Origin of the sequence: Streptomyces nogalater, from assembly GCF_039532885.1 — a bacterium.
Classification (GTDB): domain Bacteria; phylum Actinomycetota; class Actinomycetes; order Streptomycetales; family Streptomycetaceae; genus Streptomyces; species Streptomyces nogalater.
In genome coordinates, this window is sequence record NZ_BAAASM010000036.1 from 283801 (window position 1) to 303973 (window position 20173).

Annotated in this window: 17 protein-coding genes and 1 tRNA gene; 15 read left to right on the forward strand and 3 right to left on the reverse strand. The window is 71.6% G+C overall.

The annotated features are described in order from the left end of the window. Window positions 1–69 precede the first annotated feature (69 nt). From ABD350_RS24720 to ABD350_RS24730, 3 genes are all read left to right on the forward strand, one after another. Window positions 70–2805, forward strand: a complete 2736-nt coding sequence (locus ABD350_RS24720; protein ID WP_344350509.1) for an exo-rhamnogalacturonan lyase family protein — start codon at window positions 70–72, stop codon at window positions 2803–2805. Between the two features lie 127 nt (window positions 2806–2932). After that, window positions 2933–3379, forward strand: a complete 447-nt coding sequence (locus ABD350_RS24725; RefSeq protein WP_344350510.1) for an SRPBCC family protein — start codon at window positions 2933–2935, stop codon at window positions 3377–3379. 39 nt (window positions 3380–3418) lie between these two features. Further along, window positions 3419–3490: transfer RNA gene (locus tag ABD350_RS24730), tRNA-Val, on the forward strand. 90 nt (window positions 3491–3580) lie between these two features. Here ABD350_RS24730 and ABD350_RS24735 read toward each other — a convergent pair. Next, entirely contained in the window at window positions 3581–4306 is a 726-nt protein-coding gene (locus ABD350_RS24735; RefSeq protein WP_344350511.1) for a 3'-5' exonuclease, read from the reverse strand. A 452-nt stretch (window positions 4307–4758) separates the two neighbouring features. Between ABD350_RS24735 and thrS the strand changes: the two genes are divergently transcribed. Beyond that, on the forward strand, window positions 4759–6735 hold the full coding sequence (gene thrS, locus ABD350_RS24740; protein ID WP_344350513.1) for a threonine--tRNA ligase: 1977 nt from the start codon (window positions 4759–4761) through the stop codon (window positions 6733–6735). Between the two features lie 107 nt (window positions 6736–6842). Beyond that, window positions 6843–7400, forward strand: a complete 558-nt coding sequence (locus ABD350_RS24745) for an HIT family protein (protein WP_344350514.1) — start codon at window positions 6843–6845, stop codon at window positions 7398–7400. A gap of 42 nt (window positions 7401–7442) precedes the next feature. Here the strand turns inward: ABD350_RS24745 and ABD350_RS24750 are convergent, their stop codons facing one another. Beyond that, the gene (locus ABD350_RS24750) at window positions 7443–9089 is read right to left on the reverse strand and encodes a hypothetical protein (protein ID WP_344350515.1); all 1647 of its coding nucleotides are present in this window, start codon (window positions 9087–9089) and stop codon (window positions 7443–7445) included. Between the two features lie 200 nt (window positions 9090–9289). Beyond that, complete coding sequence (locus tag ABD350_RS24755; RefSeq protein ID WP_344350516.1) at window positions 9290–11491, reverse strand: elongation factor G-like protein EF-G2; 2202 nt, start codon at window positions 11489–11491, stop codon at window positions 9290–9292. Between the two features lie 307 nt (window positions 11492–11798). On the opposite strand from ABD350_RS24755, the gene pgsA reads away from it, so the two are divergent. From pgsA to ruvB, 10 genes are all read left to right on the forward strand, one after another. Beyond that, window positions 11799–12464, forward strand: coding sequence for a phosphatidylinositol phosphate synthase (gene pgsA / locus ABD350_RS24760; protein WP_382466903.1), 666 nt, complete (start codon window positions 11799–11801; stop codon window positions 12462–12464). After that, a complete protein-coding gene (locus ABD350_RS24765; protein WP_344350517.1) occupies window positions 12461–13369 on the forward strand; it encodes a phosphatidylinositol mannoside acyltransferase in 909 nt (302 codons plus the stop codon). Before pgsA ends, ABD350_RS24765 begins: the two co-directional genes overlap by 4 nt. After that, window positions 13366–14529 carry a glycosyltransferase family 4 protein gene (locus ABD350_RS24770; RefSeq protein WP_344350518.1) on the forward strand — a complete coding sequence of 388 codons (1164 nt, stop codon included), beginning with the start codon at window positions 13366–13368 and terminating at the stop codon, window positions 14527–14529. The genes ABD350_RS24765 and ABD350_RS24770 overlap by 4 nt, the downstream gene beginning before the upstream one ends. Before the next feature lie 216 nt (window positions 14530–14745). Next, window positions 14746–15288 carry a LemA family protein gene (locus ABD350_RS24775; RefSeq protein ID WP_344350519.1) on the forward strand — a complete coding sequence of 181 codons (543 nt, stop codon included), beginning with the start codon at window positions 14746–14748 and terminating at the stop codon, window positions 15286–15288. A gap of 114 nt (window positions 15289–15402) precedes the next feature. Then, window positions 15403–16308, forward strand: a complete 906-nt coding sequence (pdxS, locus tag ABD350_RS24780; protein ID WP_344350520.1) for a pyridoxal 5'-phosphate synthase lyase subunit PdxS — start codon at window positions 15403–15405, stop codon at window positions 16306–16308. Window positions 16309–16330: 22 nt separating this feature from the next. Then, window positions 16331–16936, forward strand: a complete 606-nt coding sequence (pdxT, locus tag ABD350_RS24785; protein ID WP_344350521.1) for a pyridoxal 5'-phosphate synthase glutaminase subunit PdxT — start codon at window positions 16331–16333, stop codon at window positions 16934–16936. Between the two features lie 75 nt (window positions 16937–17011). Beyond that, window positions 17012–17764 carry a YebC/PmpR family DNA-binding transcriptional regulator gene (locus tag ABD350_RS24790; RefSeq protein WP_344350522.1) on the forward strand — a complete coding sequence of 251 codons (753 nt, stop codon included), beginning with the start codon at window positions 17012–17014 and terminating at the stop codon, window positions 17762–17764. Window positions 17765–17886: 122 nt separating this feature from the next. Further along, window positions 17887–18426 carry a crossover junction endodeoxyribonuclease RuvC gene (gene ruvC / locus ABD350_RS24795; RefSeq protein ID WP_344350524.1) on the forward strand — a complete coding sequence of 180 codons (540 nt, stop codon included), beginning with the start codon at window positions 17887–17889 and terminating at the stop codon, window positions 18424–18426. Continuing rightward, window positions 18423–19028 carry a Holliday junction branch migration protein RuvA gene (gene ruvA, locus ABD350_RS24800; protein WP_344350525.1) on the forward strand — a complete coding sequence of 202 codons (606 nt, stop codon included), beginning with the start codon at window positions 18423–18425 and terminating at the stop codon, window positions 19026–19028. Before ruvC ends, ruvA begins: the two co-directional genes overlap by 4 nt. A 27-nt stretch (window positions 19029–19055) precedes the next feature. Further along, window positions 19056–20126 carry a Holliday junction branch migration DNA helicase RuvB gene (gene ruvB, locus ABD350_RS24805; protein ID WP_344350526.1) on the forward strand — a complete coding sequence of 357 codons (1071 nt, stop codon included), beginning with the start codon at window positions 19056–19058 and terminating at the stop codon, window positions 20124–20126. The last annotated feature ends 47 nt before the right edge of the window (window positions 20127–20173 follow it).

Here is a 20173-nt window from a genome sequence, read left to right on the forward strand (position 1 = left end):
ACGCGCCCTGAACACCGTAGCCACTCCTGTCATGCCCCTGACCGCATCCCGCCCATGGAAGGAACGCTCATGCCCCCCATCCCCCGCAGGTCCCTCCTCAAGGCCGCCGCCGTCGCCGGAGCGGCCGCCCAGGCCGGCTGGGTCCTGGGCACCCGGGACGCCGAGGCCGCTCCCGCTGCCGCCGCCGGCGCCGACCCGGTGACCCTGGACTGGCTGGAGGACGGCGGCCTCGGTGCCGCGCCCGGGGCCACCGTCGGCGTGCCCTGGCCGATGGGCGCCCACCGGGAGGACCGGTCCTTCGCGATCACCGACGCCGACGGCAGGCCCGTCCCCGTGCAGACCTGGCCGCTCGCCTACTGGCCCGACGGCTCCCTGAAGTGGACCGCCCACGCCGTCGGCACCGGCACCGGCAAGCTCACCCTCGCCCCGGGCACCCCCGCCGCGCCCGCGCAGAAGGTCACCGTCGACCGCGGCGGCGGCACCATCGACGTCTCCACCGGCGTCATCACCGCGAAGATCGGCACACACGGCTCCACGCTGATCAAGTCCGTCACCCGCGGCTCCACCGAGATCGCCCGGAACGGCCGGCTCGTCCTCCTCCGCCAGCCCGAGATCGAGGACGAGGACCAGGGCACGGTCAGGACCGAACGCTTCGACGGCGCCGTCTCGGCCGTCACCGTGGAACAGGACGGACCGGTCCGGGCCGTCGTCCGCGTCGAAGGCAAGCACCGCAAGGGCGCCCGGGAGTGGCTGCCGTTCTCCCTCCGCCTGTACTTCTACGCCGGCTCCGACTCCTTCCGCATGGTGCACACCATCACCTACGACGGGAAGCAGGAGCCCGGCAAGGCGAGCGGCGACTTCATCCGCGGCCTCGGCGTCCGCTTCACCGTGCCGATGCGCGACGCGGCCTACGACCGGCATATCCGCATCGGCGGTGAGGGCACCGGCCTGCTCCGCGAGGCCGTCCAGGGTGTCACCGGACTGCGCCGCGACCCCGGCGCCGCCGTCCAGGCCGCCCAGTACGAGGGGAGGAAGCTGCCCGACCCCGCCACCTGGGACCAGCGGGTCACCACCCGGCTGCGGTACATCCCGCACTGGGGCGACTACACCCTCGCCCAGCTCTCCGCCGACGGTTTCACCGTCCGCAAGCGCACCAAGAAGGGCCACGGCTGGATCACCGCAGGCGGCGGCCGGCGCGCCTCCGGCTTCGGCTACGTCGGCGGCGCGAGCGGCGGCCTCTCCTTCGGCCTGCGCGACTTCTGGGAGAAGTTCCCCGCCCAGCTCGACATCCGTGACGCCCACACCGACCAGGCCACCGTCACCCTCTGGCTCTGGTCACCCGAGGCCCAGCCCATGGACCTGCGCTTCTACCACGACGGGATGGACCAGGACACCTACACCGAACAGCTCGAAGGCCTCAACATCACCTACGAGGACTACGAGCCCGGATTCGGCACCCCCTACGGCATCGCCCGTACCTCCGAACTCTTCTTCTGGGCCAACGCCTCCACCCCCACCGCCGACACCCTCGCCCGCCAGGCCCGGGCCGTACGGGTCCCGCCCCAGCTCGCCGCCCCGCCCGGGCAGCTCATCAAGGCCAGGGTCTTCGGCCCCGGCCTGTACTCCGAGCCCGACCGCTCCACCCCCGCCAAGGCGAAGATCGAGGACCACCTCGACTTCCTCTTCACCTACTACAAGGACCAGGTGGAGACACGCCGCTGGTACGGCTTCTGGGACTACGGCGACATCATGCACACCTACGACTCCGCCCGGCACGTATGGCGCTACGACATCGGCGGCTATGCCTGGGACAACTCCGAACTCTCACCCGACCTGTGGCTCTGGTACGCCTACCTCAGGAGCGGCCGCTCCGACATCTTCCGCTTCGCCGAGGCCATGACCCGGCACACCGGCGAGGTCGACGTCTACCACCTCGGCACATGGGCGGGCCTCGGTACCCGGCACGGCGTCCAGCACTTCGCCGACAGCGCCAAACAGCAGCGCATCGCCAACACCACCTACCGGCGCTTCTACTACTTCCTCACCGCGGACGAACGCGTCGGCGACCTCATGCACGCCAACGTCGACTCCGACGAGACCTTCCTCGTCCTCGACCCCCAGCGCAAGGTCCGCACCGACCCCTACACCCCCGACCGGCACGCCCTGTCCATCGGCTTCGGCACCGACTGGAGCGGCCTGGTGTCGGCCTGGCTCACCGAGTGGGAACGCAAGGGTCCCCAGTGGGAGAAGGCCAAGGCACGCGTGCTGTCCACGATGGCCGGCATCGCCGCCCAGCCCAACGGCTTCGTCCAGGGCAGCGGGCTCTACGACCTCGACACCGGTGAGTTCGCCGTCGCCGACAAGCCGGCCGTCTCCGTCTCCCACCTCTCGGCCGTCTTCGGACTCAACGAACTGTGCGCCGAACTCATCCACCTCGTCGACATGCCGGCGTTCAAGGAGGCCTACCTGGACTACTGCCGCTACTTCAACGCCACCAAGGCCGAACAGGCCGCACGCTACGGCACCCACTTCGGCAACCTGCTGCTCTTCCAGGGCCACTCGCGCCTCGACGCCTACGCCGCCGTACAGACCGGCGACACGGCCCTCGCCCGGCGCGCCTGGGCCAGGTTCTACCACTCCGACGGCTACACCGAGTCCTCCCCCTGGACGACCGAGAAGCTGACCGGACCGGCCGCCCTGGTCGAGGGCCGGGAGGCGGCCTGGGTGTCCACCAACGACACCGCCCTCTACGGCCTGGCCGCCATCGAGAACCTCGCCCTCCTCGGGGACCGGATGCCGGCCTAGCCGGGACCGACTGGGGAGCGCCGCGGCACGGGCGGCGGCGCTCGCCCTCCGAGTGTGACCCGGCCCACGGCGGGGCACATGAGTACGCGTACTCAGATTTATGCGCCCATCCCGTCACACTCGCCCCATGGACCCCTACCACTACCGCTTCCACAGCCTGTGGCCCCTGCCGGCCCCGCCGGCCGCCGTCTACGCGGTGCTGGAGCGGGCCGAGGACTACCCCCGGTGGTGGCCCCAGGTGCGCTCGGCGACCCGCCTCGCCGAGCACACCGGCCTGATCGTCATCCGGTCCGCGCTGCCCCTCGCCCTCACCTCCACCCTGAGGCAGACCCGCCGCGACCCGGCCGCCGGCGTCCTGGAGGCCACCCTCTCCGGAGACCTCCAGGGCTGGGCCCGCTGGACGGTCACGGCCGGCGGGCCCGGCACCCTCGCCCGCTACGACCAGGAGGTCTGCGTGGGCCGGCCCCTGCTCAGACGGCTCGCCGTGCCCGGACGGCCCCTGTTCCGCCTCAACCACCGCCTGATGATGCGGGCCGGGCGGCGCGGGCTGCTGCGCCGACTGCGGGCGGTTTGAACGAAGGGCGCCGGGACCTGTATTGTTCAGTGCGTTCCCGGGCGATTAGCTCAGTGGGAGAGCGCTTCGTTCACACCGAAGAGGTCACTGGTTCGAACCCAGTATCGCCCACCGGGAAAGGCCGGTCCGCCTCAGCGGACCGGCCTTCTTCATGCACGCCGACATGCACCCCGTCATGCCGCGTCCGTGCCGACGCCCCGCTCACGCCGCAGCCGGCACCTCCGGCCGCAGCGGCCACTCCGTGCACACCGTCTCCTCCGAACCGCTGCGCGCGAACCGCGCCTGCAACCCACGCGCGTGCGCCGCGTGCCACTCCACCTGGAGCGCGTGCAACTCGGCCGGCGACAGCCGCTCCAGCCGGGTCGCGAAACGCCGCCCCAGCGCCCGTACGACCTCCAGCGCGGCCAGCGCGTCCGTCGCCGCGTCGTGCGCGCCCTGCAACGTCACGCCGTAGTGCGCGCACAGGTCGCCCAGCGTGCGGCGGCCCTTGCGATACCGGTCCAGCTGCCGGTCGAGCACCCGCGGATCCAGCACCTTCAGCGGCACCGAGTCGAACCAGCGCGCCAGCGACGACGCCCGGTGCCGGCGCAACTCCCGGTCCAGCAGCGTCAGATCGAACGGCGCGTTCATCACCACCAGCGGGCGGCCCAGCGTCGCGTGCTCCGCCAGCTGCTCCGCTATCTCGTACATCACCGGCGCCGGCCAGCGCCCGTTGTGCTGGAGGTGCTCCTCCGTCAGCCCGTGCACCGCCGTCGCCTCCGCCGGCACCGGCACCCCCGGATGCACCAGCCAGCGCGACACCCGGGGCCGGGTGCCCGGCGCGTCCTGGACGACGACGGCGGCCGACACGATCCGGTCGGTCTCGACGTCCACGCCCGTCGTCTCCGTGTCGAAGGCGGCCAGCGGCCCCTCGTACCAGCTCGTCATCCCAACTCCTCGCTCACCCAGGGCAGCTGACGTCCCGTCTTCTGCCGTTGGGTGATACCCGGACCGTTTGAGCCGTACGCCGCCAGAAGACAACGGGAGTACGGGTCCGCGCAGTTCAGCGGCCCGCAGCGGGACAACTCAGGTGACGGCAGACAGCAGGGCGCGGTCATGGCACAACGGCATCGACGCGGGTCGGGACCGGAGGCAGACCGTGACGAACCGCCCCCACGCACACCGGTACGACCACTCCCTCCGTCCTGGCGCCGCTGCGGGGCCGGCTGCCGAAGTCCCTCCAGGAGGACCTCGACCTTCCTGAGGAGATCCGCGGGGGCGCGTAGTCGGACGAGCGCGGAGAGTGGCCGTTTCGCGGTCGGTGCCGTCGGGTCGGTACGATCGCCAGTGCGCGCGCTCCTGGTATGGCGCCGCACCCCACCTTCAGTCAGGAGAGACCGGTGTCAGACGTCCGTGTGATCATCCAACGCGATTCCGAGCGGGAAGAACGCGTGGTGACGACGGGCACTACGGCCGCCGACCTCTTCGCGGGCGAGCGCTCGATCATCGCCGCACGCGTGGGCGGCGAGCTGAAGGACCTCGCGTACGAACTGTCCGACGGCGACGAGGTCGAGGGCGTCGAGATCTCGTCCGAGGACGGCCTGAACATCCTGCGCCACTCCACCGCGCACGTCATGGCGCAGGCCGTGCAGGAGCTGTTCCCCGAGGCCAAGCTGGGCATCGGCCCGCCCGTCAAGGACGGCTTCTACTACGACTTCGACGTCGAGAAGCCGTTCACGCCCGAGGATCTCAAGGCCATCGAGAAGAAGATGCAGGAGATCCAGAAGCGCGGGCAGAAGTTCGCCCGCCGTGTCGTCACCGACGAGGCGGCCCGCGAGGAGCTGGCGGACGAGCCGTACAAGCTGGAGCTGATCGGTCTCAAGGGCTCGGCGTCGCACGACGACGGCGCGGACGTCGAGGTCGGCGCCGGCGAGCTGACGATCTACGACAATCTGGACGCCAAGACCGGCGAGCTGTGCTGGAAGGACCTGTGCCGCGGTCCGCACCTGCCCTCGACCCGGCTCATCCCGGCGTTCAAGCTGATGCGCAACGCCGCCGCCTACTGGCGCGGCAGCGAGAAGAACCCGATGCTCCAGCGCATCTACGGCACCGCCTGGCCGTCCAAGGACGAGCTGAAGGCGTACCTGGACTTCCTCGCCGAGGCCGAGAAGCGCGACCACCGCAAGCTCGGCACCGAGCTGGACCTGTTCTCGATCCCCGAGCAGATCGGCTCCGGCCTGGCCGTCTTCCACCCCAAGGGCGGCATCGTCCGCCGGGTGATGGAGGACTACTCGCGCCGCCGCCACGAGGAAGAGGGCTACGAGTTCGTCTACACCCCGCACGCCACGAAGGGGAAGCTCTTCGAGACGTCCGGGCACCTGGACTGGTACGCCGAGGGCATGTACCCGCCCATGCAGCTCGACGAGGGCGTGGACTACTACCTCAAGCCCATGAACTGCCCGATGCACAACCTGATCTTCGACGCGCGCGGCCGGTCGTACCGCGAGCTGCCGCTGCGCCTGTTCGAGTTCGGGACCGTGTACCGGTACGAGAAGTCGGGCGTCGTGCACGGCCTGACCCGCGCGCGGGGCTTCACGCAGGACGACGCGCACATCTACTGCACCCGTGAGCAGATGTCCGAGGAGCTGGACAAGACGCTCACCTTCGTCCTCGGCCTGCTGCGGGACTACGGCCTGACCGACTTCTACCTGGAGCTGTCGACCAAGGATCCCGAGAAGTTCGTCGGCTCCGACGAGGTCTGGGAGGAAGCGACCGAGACCCTGCGCCAGGTCGCCGAGAAGCAGGGCCTGCCCCTGGTTCCCGACCCGGGCGGCGCGGCCTTCTACGGTCCGAAGATCTCCGTCCAGGCGAAGGACGCCATCGGCCGGACCTGGCAGATGTCGACCATCCAGCTCGACTTCAACCTGCCCGAGCGGTTCAACCTGGAGTACACCGGCCCGGACGGTTCAAAGCAGCGTCCGGTCATGATCCACCGCGCGCTGTTCGGCTCCATCGAGCGGTTCTTCGCCGTCCTGCTGGAGCACTACGCGGGCGCCTTCCCGGCGTGGCTGGCCCCGGTCCAGGCGATCGGCATCCCGATCGGCGACGCGCACGTGGAGTACCTCCAGAAGTTCGCGACCGCGGCCAGGAGGAAGGGCCTGCGCGTCGAGGTGGACTCCTCCTCGGACCGCATGCAGAAGAAGATCAGGAACGCGCAGAAGCAGAAGGTGCCGTTCATGGTCATCGCCGGCGACGAGGACATGTCCAACGGCTCGGTGTCCTTCCGCTACCGCGACGGCTCGCAGGAGAACGGCATCCCGTTCGACGAGGCCATCGCGAAGATCGCGCACATCGTGCAGGAGCGGACCCAGGTCTGATCCGCACCGGCTTCCAGGCCCCCGGGACCCGGCGTCCCGGGGGCCCGCTCGTGCGCGGCAGCGCCCCGAGTCCGCCCCGGCCGCACGGTGGGCCGGGGTGACGCCATATGCTGCCTAGCATGACGAGTGAGCCGGAGCAGCAGATCGGAGTGGGGACGCAGGACGCGTTCCAGCGCCTGTGGACGCCCCACCGGATGGCCTACATCCAGGGCGAGAACAAGCCGACCGGTCCGGGAGCGGACGACGGCTGCCCCTTCTGCGCGATCCCGGCCAAGTCGGACGAGGACGGGCTGATCGTGCGGCGTGGTGAGCAGGTGTACGCCGTGCTCAACCTGTACCCGTACAACGGCGGCCATCTGATGACCGTGCCCTACCGGCATGTGGCCGACTACACCGAGCTGACCGGGCCGGAGACCGCCGAGCTGGCGGAGCTGACCAAGCAGGCGATGACGGCCCTGCGTACCGCGTCCGGCGCGCACGGCTTCAACATCGGCATGAACCAGGGCTCGGTCGCGGGCGCCGGCATCGCCGCGCATCTGCACCAGCACATCGTGCCGCGCTGGGGCGGGGACACGAACTTCATGCCGGTGGTGGGCCACACAAGGGTGCTGCCGCAGTTGCTGGCCGACACCCGGAAGATGCTCGCGGAGGCCTGGCCGGCCTAGGGCCGGCCGCACGGCGGGGTGCCCTCCGGTGAGGGCACCCGGTCACGCGTCGTAGAGATCGGCCTTCCTCGGCATCGGGTCCTGGACGTTGCCGCTCAGGAACGACGAGCGGGCGCCGAACTTCTCGGTGTCCACACCGTTCTCCTCCAGCACCTTGATCGCCGCCGAGTGCACCACTCGCAGCACCGGCGTGGCCGCGCGCAGCGCGTCGTCGGCCATGAAACGATGGCGCCACGGCTGGTCGGCCCAGGCGTGCCGCAGACCGAACGGCTCGGGCAGGCCGAGGGAGCCGCCGAGCCAGTTCAGCAGCGGCGGGTACCAGGTGAGCGGGGCGCGGACGGCGAGCCGTACGACCTCGTCGGTGGTGACCAGCGGCAGCTTGATCGTGCGGTTCTCCCAGGGCTTGAGGGACTTGGCGACCTCCTTGGTCGGCGCCTCGGGCTTGCTGGTGAACAGCGAGTTCACCGGCCCCAGCGCGTGCCCGGTGACCTCGATGCGCAGGGTCTGGTGCAGCACGGTGACGGTGATCAGCATCGTGATGACCAGCTGTCCGTCCCACAGGGTCCACTGCACGCCCAGGTAGTGCCGGTCGCCGCTGCCGAACTGCTGTTTGTTGCAGATCTCCTGTATGGCGTGCGGCTTGACCTGGAACGCCTCGACATCCGCGCCGTCGGGCCGGGACACCGCCGTGGCCTTCTCGCCGATCGGCGTGACGATCCAGTGCCGTATGGAGGGCTTGGGGAAGCCGCCGGTGTGCAGCGGGCCACGTTCCAGGAGCGTCAGTTTGTCGTGGATCGCGCGTATCACGTCCCAGCTGCGGAAGGGGTGGATCTCCCGGCCGGGGTCGGCGGGCACCAGGTCCTCGGCGAGCTGCCAGGCACCCCAGCGGGTGCCCATGCCGAGTATGCCCTTGGGGCCGGCGTAGAAGACCGAGTTGGACTGCTGCTCGGCGCTCAGCCGGGCCAGGGACTGGCGCAGTTCCTCGGCGGCGGTCTGGCCGGGGCCGCGTGGCACGGCCTCCGGGATCTTGGCGCCGACGCTGGTCCCGGAGAGCAGGCCGTCCCAGCGCGCGCGCAGATCCTTGGCGGTGCGTTCGCACAGCTGCTTGGCCAGGTACCAGCCGATCACGGGGGCGACGACGGCCGCGCGGGCGTACCAGGCCCAGAAGCCGGAGAACGGCATCTTGACCAGGAACAGCGCGGCGAGCAGGCCGAAGCCCAGCAGCAGCGTGGTGGCCAGCGTCCCGGCCCGCTTGTCGTCGCGGCGGGCGACGAAGGAGCGCAGCAGGAAGACGAGCAGCCAGCCGAGCATGCCGGGCAGGAAGACCAGGCCGCAGACGACGGTGATGACCGTCAGGCGGTTGTCCCGCTCCCGGCGGATATTGTTGGCGGCCAGGGCGTGTTCGACCACGAACTGCGGTTCGGTGCCGAAGGACTGGATCAGCGGTTTGCGGCCGGGGGACAGCATCCGGTCCACGAGGGCCCGGGAGAACGCCTCACCCAGATTGGGCCGGAACATCTTGATCCGGCCGGCCTTGACGGTCGACTGGTGCCACTCGTTGTCGGCCTTCTTGATCTCCTCGATCGGGCTGTCCCGGTACGCCGCGGAGGCCAGCGCGGCGGTCGCCGCCTGTCCCTCGCCGACCGAGACGGGCACCTGGGGCCCGTCCCACTCCGTTCCTATCGACATTCCCGCCCCTATCGCCGCCGGTGCCGTGCCTGCGGCCTTCCCGACTTCCTTGCTCCGCACACCTGTTGGACCGGTCGCCGGCCCGCTGCCGGGACGGCGGCGGCACGACGTCATCCGGTGATCAGCGTATCGGCCGGCACCGACAGCCGGGGGCGGACGGCCGAAGCCGCCCGCCCGTGCGCCGGTCCGGTGCTTCCGTGCTACCCCTCGTCGCCGGCCTGTGCGCGGAGGCGTTCGGCGATCTGCGCGGGCATCGGTTCGTGCCGGGCGTAGGCGCGGTCGAAGCGGGCGGTGCCGTGCGAGAGCGAGCGCAGGTCGACGGCGTACCGGCCGATCTCGAACTCGGGCACCTCGGCGCGGATCAGGGTCCGTCCGGAGCCCACCTGTTCGGTGCCGAGCAGCCGGCCGCGGCGGCCGGAGAGGTCGCTCATCACGGCGCCCACGTACGCGTCGCCGACGAGCACGGTCACCTCGGCGACCGGCTCCAGCAGATGGATCCTGGCCTCCGCCGCGGCCTCGCGCAGCGCGAGCGCGCCCGCCGTCTGGAAGGCGGCGTCGGAGGAGTCCACCGAGTGGGCCTTGCCGTCCAGCAGCGTGACCCGGACGTCGACGAGGGGGTAGCCGGCGGCGACGCCCTTGGCGGCCTGGGCGCGGACGCCCTTCTCGACGGACGGGATGAACTGCCGGGGCACCGCGCCGCCGACCACCTTGTCCACGAACTCGATGCCCGAGCCGCCCGGCAGCGGTTCCACCTCGATCTCGCAGATGGCGTACTGGCCGTGCCCGCCGGACTGCTTGACGTGCCGGCCGCGTCCGGTGGCCCGGGTGGCGAACGTCTCCCGGAGGGACACCTTGTGCGGGACGACGTCGACCTGGACGCCGTAGCGGCTGCGCAGCCGTTCCAGGGCGACGTCGGCGTGCGCCTCGCCCAGGCACCACAGGACGACCTGGTGGGTGTCCTGGTTCTGCTCCAGGCGCATCGTCGGGTCCTCGGCGACCAGCCGGGCCAGGCCCTGGGAGAGCTTGTCCTCGTCGGCCTTGCTGTGCGCCCGGATGGCGAGCGGCAGCAGCGGGTCGGGCATCTGCCAGGGCTCCATCAGGAGCGGGTCGTCCTTGGCGGAGAGGGTGTCGCCGGTCTCGGCGCGGCCCAGCTTGGCCACGCACACCAGGTCGCCGGCGACGGCGTGGGTGACGGGGCGCTGCTGTTTGCCGAAGGGCATGGACAAAGTGCCGACCTTCTCGTCCACGTCGTGGTCCTCGTGGCCGCGGTCGGCGAGGCCGTGCCCGGAGACGTGCACCGTCTGGTCCGGGCGGAGGGTGCCGGAGAACACGCGCACCAGCGAGAGACGGCCCACATAGGGGTCGGAGGAGGTCTTGACGACCTCGGCGACCAGCGGGCCCTCGGTGTCGCAGGGTTTCAGCTCGCGCGGCCTGCCGTCGAGGGTGGTGACCTGGGGCATGGGGTGTTCGAAGGGGGTGGGGAAGCCGCCGGTGACCAGTTCCAGCAGCTCCACCGTGCCGAGGCCCTGCCGGGCGCCCTCGGCGGCGGGGGCGGCGGCCAGCACGGGGAAGAAGGAGCCGCGCGCCACGGCCCGCTCCAGGTCCTGGACGAGGGTCTTGACGTCGACCTGCTCGCCGCCCAGGTAGCGGTCCATGAGGGTCTCGTCCTCGCTCTCGGCGATGATCCCCTCGATCAGCCGGTTGCGGGCGTCCTCGATGCCGGGCAGCTGGTCCTCGCCGGGCTCGGACTCCTTGCGCTCCCCGGTCGAGTAGTCGAACAGCTTCCGTGACAGCAGGCCGACCAGGCCGGTGACCGGTGCGTGCCCGTCGGGGCCCTCGGGTCCGCGCAGCGGCAGGTACAGCGGCAGGACGGCGTCGGGGTCGTCGCCGCCGAAGGCCTCCGCGCAGATCCGGGTCATCTCCTCGAAGTCCGCGCGGGCGGCCTCCAGGTGGGTGATCACGATCGCGCGGGGCATGCCGACGGCCGCGCACTCCTCCCACACCATCCGGGTGGAGCCGTCGACCCCGTCCGAGGCCGAGACGACGAAGAGGGCCGCGTCCGCGGCGCGCAGCCCGGCCCGCAGTTCCCCGACGAAGTCGGCGTACCCGGGGGTGTCGAGCAGGTTGACCTTGATGCCGTCCCATGCGACCGGTACCAGGGAGAGCTGGACCGAGCGCTGCTGGCGGTGCTCGATGTCGTCGTAGTCGGAGACGGTGCCGCCGTCCTCCACGCGGCCCGCCCGGTTCACCGCCCCCGCGGTCAGCGCGAGGGCCTCCACCAGGGTCGTCTTTCCCGAGCCGGTGTGGCCGACCAGCACCACGTTCCGTACGGAGGCGGGCCGGTCGGCCGTGAGAGCCCTGCCGGCGGCTCCGGGGTGGTGTGTCTGTGCCTTGTCGCCCATGATCCTGCCTCCCGTGCACGGTGAGGTCACTGTGGGCGCGGACACGCGGGATCCGCGTGCTCTGGCGGCTCCGGCGACGCCCGCGGTTATTCGAGCTTTCCACTCCCGTCACGTTGCGTCCATACGAAGGACTACGAAGAGTGCGCACCGGTGTCCGTTTCCGTCACGCCCGCCTCGTGGGGCGCCGTGCGCACCGCTCGCGGGCTCCGGCGGCGGGTGCCCGCCCGTCGGCCACGCGCGCGCGTGGCTACGATGGGCCAGCCGGCGGCCAGCAGGGGCCGCGGCGTCACCGACCGTCGGGAAGGCCATGCTGAACAAGTACGCGCGTGCATTCTTCACGCGTGTCCTCACACCGTTCGCCGCGTTTCTCATCCGGCGGGGGGTGAGCCCTGACACGGTGACCCTCATCGGCACGGCCGGGGTGGTCGCGGGGGCGCTGGTCTTCTACCCCAGGGGGGAGTTCTTCTGGGGCACGGTCGTGATCACCTTGTTCGTCTTCTCCGACCTGGTCGACGGCAACATGGCCCGCCAGCTGGGCCGCTCCAGCCGCTGGGGCGCCTTCCTGGACTCCACCCTGGACCGGGTCGCCGACGGCGCGATCTTCGGCGGTTTCGCGCTGTGGTACGCGGGCCGCGGCGACGACAACGTGCTGTGCGCGGTGTCGATCTTCTGCCTGGCCAGCGGCCAGGTGGTGTCGTACACCAAGGCGCGCGGCGAGTCGATCGGGCTGCCGGTCGCCGTCAACGGGCTCGTCGAACGCGCCGAGCGGCTGGTGATCTCGCTGGTCGCGGCCGGTTTCGCGGGACTGCACAAGTTCGGTGTGCCGGGCATCCAGTGGCTGCTGCCGATCGCGCTGTGGATCGTCGCGGCGGGCAGCCTGGTCACCCTGGTGCAGCGGGTGGTCACCGTCCGCCGCGAGTCCGCGGAGGCCGAGGCGGCGGCCGGACCGCAGGCCGGCGGGGCCGCGCGGTGAGCGTCGCCGACCGGTTCGCCGACGCGCTGTACGGCCTCGGCTGGAGCACCGTGAAGAAGCTCCCCGAGCCGGTCGCCGCGCGCCTCGGCCGGACCATCGCCGACGCCGCCTGGAAGCGGCGCGGCAAGGGTGTACGGCGCCTTGAGGCGAACTACGCGCGCGTGGTGCCCGACGCGTCCCCGGAGCGGTTGGCGGAGCTGTCCCGCGCGGGCATGCGCTCGTACCTGCGGTACTGGATGGAGTCCTTCCGGCTGCCGGCCTGGAGCGCCGAGCGCGTGAAGTCCGGCTTCGCCGGGCAGGACCTGCACCATCTGACCGAGGGACTGGCCGCCGGCCGGGGCGTGGTGCTCGCCCTGCCGCACCTGGCCAACTGGGACCTGGCCGGGGCGTGGGTCACCACCAAGCTGGAAACGCCGTTCACTACGGTCGCCGAGCGTCTGAAGCCGGAGTCGCTCTACGACCGTTTCGTGGCCTACCGCGAGGGTCTGGGCATGGAGGTGCTGCCGCACAGCGGGGGCGCGGCCTTCGGCACCCTGGCCCGGCGGCTGCGCGACGGCGGCCTGGTCTGCCTGGTCGCCGACCGTGATCTGTCCGCCTCCGGGGTCGAGGTCGACTTCTTCGGGGAGCGGGCCCGCATGCCGGCCGGTCCGGCCCTGCTCGCCCAGCACACGGGCGCGCTGCTGCTGCCGGTCACCCTGTGGTACGACGACTCGCCCGTCATGAAGGGCCGGGTCCATCCGCCGGTCGAGGTACCCGGGTCGGGTACGCGCGCGGAGAAGACGTCTGTCATGACACAGGCGCTGGCCGACGCCTTCGCCACCGGGATCGCCGAGCATCCGGAGGACTGGCACATGCTCCAGCGCCTGTGGCTCGCCGACCTCGACCCCTCGAAGGGACCCTCGTGAGAATCGGGATCGTCTGCCCGTACTCCTGGGACGTGCCCGGTGGCGTCCAGTTCCACATCCGTGACCTCGCCGAGTACTTCCTCCGCCTCGGCCACCATGTCTCCGTCCTCGCCCCGGCCGACGACGACACCCCGCTGCCGCCGTACGTCGTCTCCGCCGGCCGCGCGGTCCCGGTGCCGTACAACGGCTCGGTGGCCCGGCTGAACTTCGGCTTCCTGTCGGCCGCGCGGGTACGGCGCTGGCTGCACGAGGGCGCCTTCGACGTGGTGCACATCCACGAGCCGACCTCGCCCTCGCTGGGCCTGCTGACCTGCTGGGCGGCGTCCGGCCCGATCGTGGCTACCTTCCACACCTCCAACCCGCGCTCGCGCGCGATGATCGCCGCCTACGCGATCCTCCAGGCCGCGCTGGAGAAGATCAGCGCGCGGATCGCGGTCAGCGAGTACGCCCGGCGCACGCTGGTGGAGCATCTCGGCGGGGACGCGGTGGTCATCCCCAACGGCGTCGACGTGGACTTCTTCGCCAAGGCCGAGCCGAGGCCCGAGTGGCAGGGCGGGACCATCGGGTTCATCGGCCGGATCGACGAGCCGCGCAAGGGACTGCCCGTCCTGATGCGGGCGCTGCCGGGGATCCTGGCGGCCCGCCCGGACACCCGGCTGCTGGTGGCCGGCCGGGGCGACGAGCAGGCGGCGGTCGCCGACCTGCCCGCGGAGCTGCGCCCGCGCGTGGAGTTCCTCGGCATGATCAGCGACGAGGACAAGGCCCGTCTGCTGCGCAGCGTCGACCTCTACGTGGCGCCCAACACCGGCGGGGAGAGCTTCGGCATCATCCTGGTCGAGGCGATGTCGGCGGGCGCGCCCGTGCTCGCCTCCGACCTGGACGCGTTCGTACAGGTCCTGGACCAGGGCGAGGCCGGCGAGGTGTTCGCCAACGAGGACGCCGACGCGCTGTCCGAGGCCGCCGTACGCCTGCTCGGCGATCCGGCCCGCCTGGCCGAGCTGCGCGCGCGGGGCAGCGCCCATGTGCGGCGCTTCGACTGGTCGACGGTCGGCGCGGACATCCTGTCCGTCTACGAGACGGTGACGGCGGGCGCGGCGGCGGTCGCCACGGACGAACGCGCGACGGGACTGTGGGCCCGCTTCGGCCTGGCCCGGGACTGACCCGGACGCGTTCGGGCCCGAGCGGGACCACGCCCGGTCCCGGCCCGGTTCGGTCCGTGGGGAACCGGTCCCGGCGTTCGTCCGGGGCCGCTCGGTGGTCTGCCGGACCGGTCCGGATCCGGTCGGGTCCGGTGGCGTGGGTGGCGGTGTCGGCGGTTCCCGGCGGCGGGGCGAGCGGCCTGTAGGGGGCTTTCCGGCGGCCGATAGCCTTCGGGCGTGACCGCAACCCTCATCTGGATCCTCGTCGCGCTCGTCGCCATCGGCGTGTACCTCAGCTGGACGGCCGGGCGGCTGGACCGGCTGCACGTGCGGATGGACGCCGCCCGGGCCGCGCTGGACGCCCAGCTGCTGCGGCGCGCCTCGGTGGCCCAGGAACTGGCGACCTCCGGCGTGCTGGACCCGGCCGCCTCGATCGTGCTCTACGAGGCCGCGCACGCGGCCCGGCAGGCAGAGGAGGAGCAGCGGGAGGTCGCCGAGAGCGAGCTGAGCCAGGCACTGCGGGCGGTCTTCGAGGACGCGGCCCAGGTGGAGGCGGTGCGCGAGGCACCCGGCGGCGACGCGGCGGCCCGCGAACTGGCCGAGGCCGTCCGCCGGGTGCCGATGGCCCGCCGCTTCCACAACGACGCCGTGGGGGCCGCCCGCAGACTCCGCCAGCACCGCAAGGTCCGCTGGTTCCGGCTGGCCGGCCACGCCCCCTTCCCGCTGGCCTTCGAGATGGACGACGAGCCGCCGGCGGCCCTGGTCGAGCGGGTCTCCTGAAGCGCGGGTGAACCAAAAGGAGCCACCGGCTTGCCATTGGCCCTTGCTGTGGCCTGGTCCGTTCACGTTTCCTCGGGGGTGCAGAAACCCTCTTTCCCATCAGTGAGGTCACCCGTGTCCACCACCGACAACCAGGCTCCCGAGACCGGCACCGCCCGTGTGAAGCGCGGCATGGCCGAGCAGCTCAAGGGCGGCGTGATCATGGACGTCGTCACGCCGGAGCAGGCGAAGATCGCCGAGGACGCGGGCGCCGTCGCCGTCATGGCCCTGGAGCGAGTCCCGGCCGACATCCGCAAGGACGGCGGCGTGGCCCGTATGTCCGACCCGGACATGATCGAGGGCATCATCGACGCGGTCTCCATCCCGGTGATGGCCAAGTCCCGCATCGGCCACTTCGTCGAGGCCCAGGTGCTGCAGTCCCTCGGCGTGGACTACATCGACGAGTCCGAGGTGCTCACCCCGGCCGACGAGGTCAACCACTCCGACAAGTGGTCCTTCACCACCCCGTTCGTGTGCGGTGCCACCAACCTGGGCGAGGCCCTGCGCCGCATCGCCGAGGGCGCCGCGATGATCCGCTCCAAGGGCGAGGCCGGCACCGGTAACGTGGTCGAGGCCGTCCGCCACCTGCGCCAGATCAAGGGCGACATCGCCCGCCTGCGCGGCCTGGACAACCACGAGCTGTACGCCGCCGCCAAGGAGCTGCGCGCCCCGTACGAGCTGGTCAAGGAGGTCGCCGAGCTGGGCAAGCTCCCGGTGGTGCTGTTCTCCGCCGGCGGTGTGGCCACCCCGGCCGACGCGGCCCTGATGCGCCAGCTCGGCGCCGAGGGCGTGTTCGTCGGCTCCGGCATCTTCAAGTCCGGCGACCCGGCCAAGCGCGCCGCCGCCATCGTGAAGGCCACCACCTTCTACGACGACCCGAAGATCATCGCGGACGCGTCGCGCAACCTCGGCGAGGCCATGGTCGGCATCAACTGCGACACCCTCCCCGAGACCGAGCGGTACGCGAACCGCGGCTGGTAACCCACACAGGTAACGGCACCCCATGAACACTCCTGTCATAGGCGTCCTGGCCCTCCAGGGCGACGTACGGGAGCACCTCATCGCCCTGGCCGCGGCCGACGCCGTGGCCAGGCCGGTGCGGCGCCCCGAGGAACTCGCCGAGGTGGACGGCCTCGTCCTGCCCGGCGGCGAGTCCACCACCATCTCCAAGCTGGCCGTCCTCTTCGGCGTGATGGAGCCCCTCCGCGCGCGCGTGCGCGACGGCATGCCCGTCTACGGCACCTGCGCCGGCCTGATCATGCTCGCCGACAAGATCCTCGACCCGCGCTCGGGCCAGGAGACCATCGGCGGCATCGACATGATCGTGCGCCGCAACGCCTTCGGCCGGCAGAACGAGTCGTTCGAGGCGTCGGTCGACGTCAAGGGCATCACGGGCGAGCCCGTGGAGGGCGTCTTCATCCGCGCCCCCTGGGTGGAGTCCGTGGGCGCCGGGGCCGAGGTGCTCGCCGAGCACGACGGCCACATCGTCGCCGTCCGCCAGGGCAACGCGCTCGCCACCTCCTTCCACCCGGAGCTGACCGGCGACCACCGCGTGCACGCGCTGTTCGTCGACATGGTGCGCGCCAACGGGGCGGCGGAGTCCTTGTAGGATCTCCGGGGGTCCCCCCGGCCTTTCGACCGAGGGGCGTTCGTACAGGATGGGTTACGCGAAGGAGACAGGCAGATGTCCGGCCACTCTAAATGGGCCACGACGAAGCACAAGAAGGCCGTGATCGACGCCAAGCGCGGCAAGCTCTTCGCGAAGCTGATCAAGAACATCGAGGTCGCGGCGCGCATGGGCGGCGCGGACCCCGAGGGCAACCCGACGCTGTACGACGCCATCCAGAAGGCGAAGAAGTCGTCGGTCCCGAACAAGAACATCGACTCCGCGGTCAAGCGCGGCGCGGGCCTGGAGGCCGGCGGCGCCGACTACGAGACGATCATGTACGAGGGTTACGGCCCGAACGGTGTCGCGGTGCTCATCGAGTGCCTCACCGACAACCGCAACCGCGCCGCCTCCGAGGTCCGTGTCGCCATGACCCGCAACGGCGGCTCCATGGCCGACCCGGGTTCGGTGTCGTACCTGTTCAACCGCAAGGGCGTCGTCATCGTCCCCAAGGGCGAGCTGAGCGAGGACGACGTCCTCGGTGCCGTCCTGGACGCCGGTGCCGAAGAGGTCAACGACCTCGGTGAGACCTTCGAGGTCATCAGCGAGGCCACCGACCTGGTCGCCGTGCGCACCGCCCTGCAGGACGCCGGCATCGACTACGACTCCGCCGAGGCCAACTTCGTCCCGACCATGCAGGTCGAGCTGGACGAGGAGGGCGCCAAGAAGATCTTCAAGCTCATCGACGCGCTGGAGGACAGCGACGACGTGCAGAACGTCTTCGCGAACTTCGACGTGAGCGACGAGATCATGGAGAAGGTCGACGCGTAACGCGTACGGCTGACGACCGGGCCGACGGGACACCCCCCGTCGGCCCGTCGCGTTGTACGGCGTTGTCGGTGGCACCCGATAGCCTGCACGAACATGCGAACGGGCGACGAAGGGAGGCGGGCGTGCGTGTTCTGGGGGTGGACCCCGGCCTGACCCGGTGCGGGATCGGTGTGGTCGAGGGCGTCGCGGGCCGCCCGCTGACCATGCTCGGCGTCGGAGTCGTGCGGACCCCGGCCGACGCCGACCTCAGCCACCGGCTGCTCGCCGTCGAGCAGGGCATCGAGGAGTGGCTGGACGAGCACCGGCCCGAGTTCGTCGCCGTGGAGCGCGTCTTCAGCCAGCACAACGTGCGGACGGTCATGGGCACCGCCCAGGCCAGCGCCGTGGCCATGCTGTGCGCCGCCCGGCGCGGCATCCCGGTCGCCCTGCACACCCCCAGCGAGGTCAAGGCCGCCGTCACCGGCTCCGGACGCGCCGAGAAGGCCCAGGTGGGTGCCATGGTCACCCGCCTGCTGCGACTGGCCGCGCCCCCGAAGCCCGCCGACGCCGCCGACGCCCTCGCGCTCGCCATCTGCCACATCTGGCGGGCCCCCGCCCAAAGCAGGCTCCAGCAGGCCGTCGCCCGGCATGCCGTCCACGCAACGAAAGGCCCCATGGCATGATCGCCTTCGTCAGCGGCACGATCGCCGCGCTCGCCCCGGACTCCGCGGTCGTCGAGGTCGGGGGCGTCGGCATGGCCGTCCAGTGCACGCCGAACACCCTGTCGACACTGCGCGTCGGCCGGCCCGCCCGGCTGCACACCTCCCTGGTCGTCCGGGAGGACTCGCTCACTCTGTACGGCTTCGCGGACGACGACGAACGCCAGGTCTTCGAGCTGCTCCAGACCGCGAACGGTGTCGGCCCGCGCCTCGCCCAGGCCATGCTGGCCGTGCACACCCCCGACGCGCTGCGCCGCGCGGTCGCCACCGGTGACGACAAGGCCCTCACCGCCGTCCCCGGCATCGGCAAGAAGGGCGCCCAGAAGCTGCTGTTGGAGCTGAAGGACCGGCTCGGCGAGCCCGTCGGCGCCCCGGCCGTCGGCGCGCCCGTCACCCAGGGCTGGCGCGACCAGCTGCACGCGGCCCTGATCGGTCTCGGCTACGCCACCCGGGAGGCCGACGAGGCGGTGGCCGCCGTGGCGCCCCAGGCCGAGGCCGCGGACGGCACCCCGCAGGTGGGGCAGCTGCTGAAGGCCGCCCTGCAGACCCTGAACCGCGCCCGCTGACCTGTGCCACCCCGCTAGGAGAACTTCGTGAACCGGGACGACACCACCCCCACCCCCGCCGAGGAGCGGCTCGTCGGTGCGTCCGCCGACCGGGAGGACCAGGCCGTCGAGGCCGCCCTGCGCCCCAAGGACCTCGGCGAGTTCATCGGCCAGGAGAAGGTCCGCGAACAGCTCGACCTGGTGCTGCGCGCCGCCCGCGCGCGCGGCGCCACCGCCGACCATGTGCTGCTCTCCGGGGCGCCCGGCCTCGGCAAGACCACCCTGTCGATGATCATCGCGGCGGAGATGGGCGCCCCCATCCGCATCACCTCCGGCCCCGCCATCCAGCACGCCGGCGACCTCGCCTCGATCCTGTCCTCGCTCCAGGAGGGCGAGGTGCTCTTCCTCGACGAGATCCACCGCATGTCCCGGCCCGCCGAAGAGATGCTCTACATGGCGATGGAGGACTTCCGCGTCGACGTCATCGTGGGCAAGGGCCCCGGCGCCACCGCGATCCCGCTGGAGCTGCCGCCGTTCACCCTGGTCGGCGCCACCACGCGGGCGGGCCTGCTGCCGCCGCCCCTGCGCGACCGCTTCGGCTTCACCGCGCACATGGAGTTCTACTCCCCGCACGAGCTGGAGCGCGTGGTGCACCGCTCGGCGAGCCTGCTCAACGTGCGGATCGATGCGGACGGCGCCGCCGAGATCGCCGGCCGTTCCCGGGGCACGCCCCGTATCGCCAACCGCCTGCTGCGTCGCGTCCGCGACTACGCGCAGGTCAAGGCCGACGGGGTGATCACCCAGGAGATCGCCGCCGCCGCGCTCGCCGTCTACGAGGTCGACGGGCGCGGCCTGGACCGGCTGGACCGCGCCGTCCTTCAGGCCCTGCTGAAGCTGTTCGGCGGCGGACCGGTGGGCCTGTCCACCCTCGCCGTCGCGGTGGGGGAGGAGCGCGAGACCGTGGAGGAGGTCGCCGAGCCGTTCCTGGTCCGCGAGGGACTGCTCGCCCGTACCCCGCGCGGCCGGGTCGCCACCCCCGCCGCCTGGGCGCACCTCGGGCTGACCCCGCCGCACGCGCCGGCCACGGGAAACGGACAACAGGACTTGTTCGGGGCGTGAGGGCGGCCGAGCGGCGAGGACGATGGCCCGGCCGGAACCCAGGTGCC

Bases quoted from the DNA above. Each gene is read 5' to 3' on its own strand.
- ABD350_RS24720 (WP_344350509.1), top strand. From the start codon at position 70: ATGCCCCCCATCCCCCGCAGGTCCCTCCTCAAGGCCGCCGCCGTCGCC.
- ABD350_RS24725 (WP_344350510.1), top strand. From the start codon at position 2,933: ATGGACCCCTACCACTACCGCTTCCACAGCCTGTGGCCCCTGCCGGCC.
- ABD350_RS24735 (WP_344350511.1), bottom strand. From the start codon at position 4,306: ATGACGAGCTGGTACGAGGGGCCGCTGGCCGCCTTCGACACGGAGACG.
- ABD350_RS24745 (WP_344350514.1), top strand. From the start codon at position 6,843: ATGCTGCCTAGCATGACGAGTGAGCCGGAGCAGCAGATCGGAGTGGGG.
- ABD350_RS24750 (WP_344350515.1), bottom strand. From the start codon at position 9,089: ATGTCGATAGGAACGGAGTGGGACGGGCCCCAGGTGCCCGTCTCGGTC.
- ABD350_RS24755 (WP_344350516.1), bottom strand. From the start codon at position 11,491: ATGGGCGACAAGGCACAGACACACCACCCCGGAGCCGCCGGCAGGGCT.
- pgsA (WP_382466903.1), top strand. From the start codon at position 11,799: ATGCTGAACAAGTACGCGCGTGCATTCTTCACGCGTGTCCTCACACCG.
- pdxT (WP_344350521.1), top strand. From the start codon at position 16,331: ATGAACACTCCTGTCATAGGCGTCCTGGCCCTCCAGGGCGACGTACGG.
- ABD350_RS24790 (WP_344350522.1), top strand. From the start codon at position 17,012: ATGTCCGGCCACTCTAAATGGGCCACGACGAAGCACAAGAAGGCCGTG.
- ruvA (WP_344350525.1), top strand. From the start codon at position 18,423: ATGATCGCCTTCGTCAGCGGCACGATCGCCGCGCTCGCCCCGGACTCC.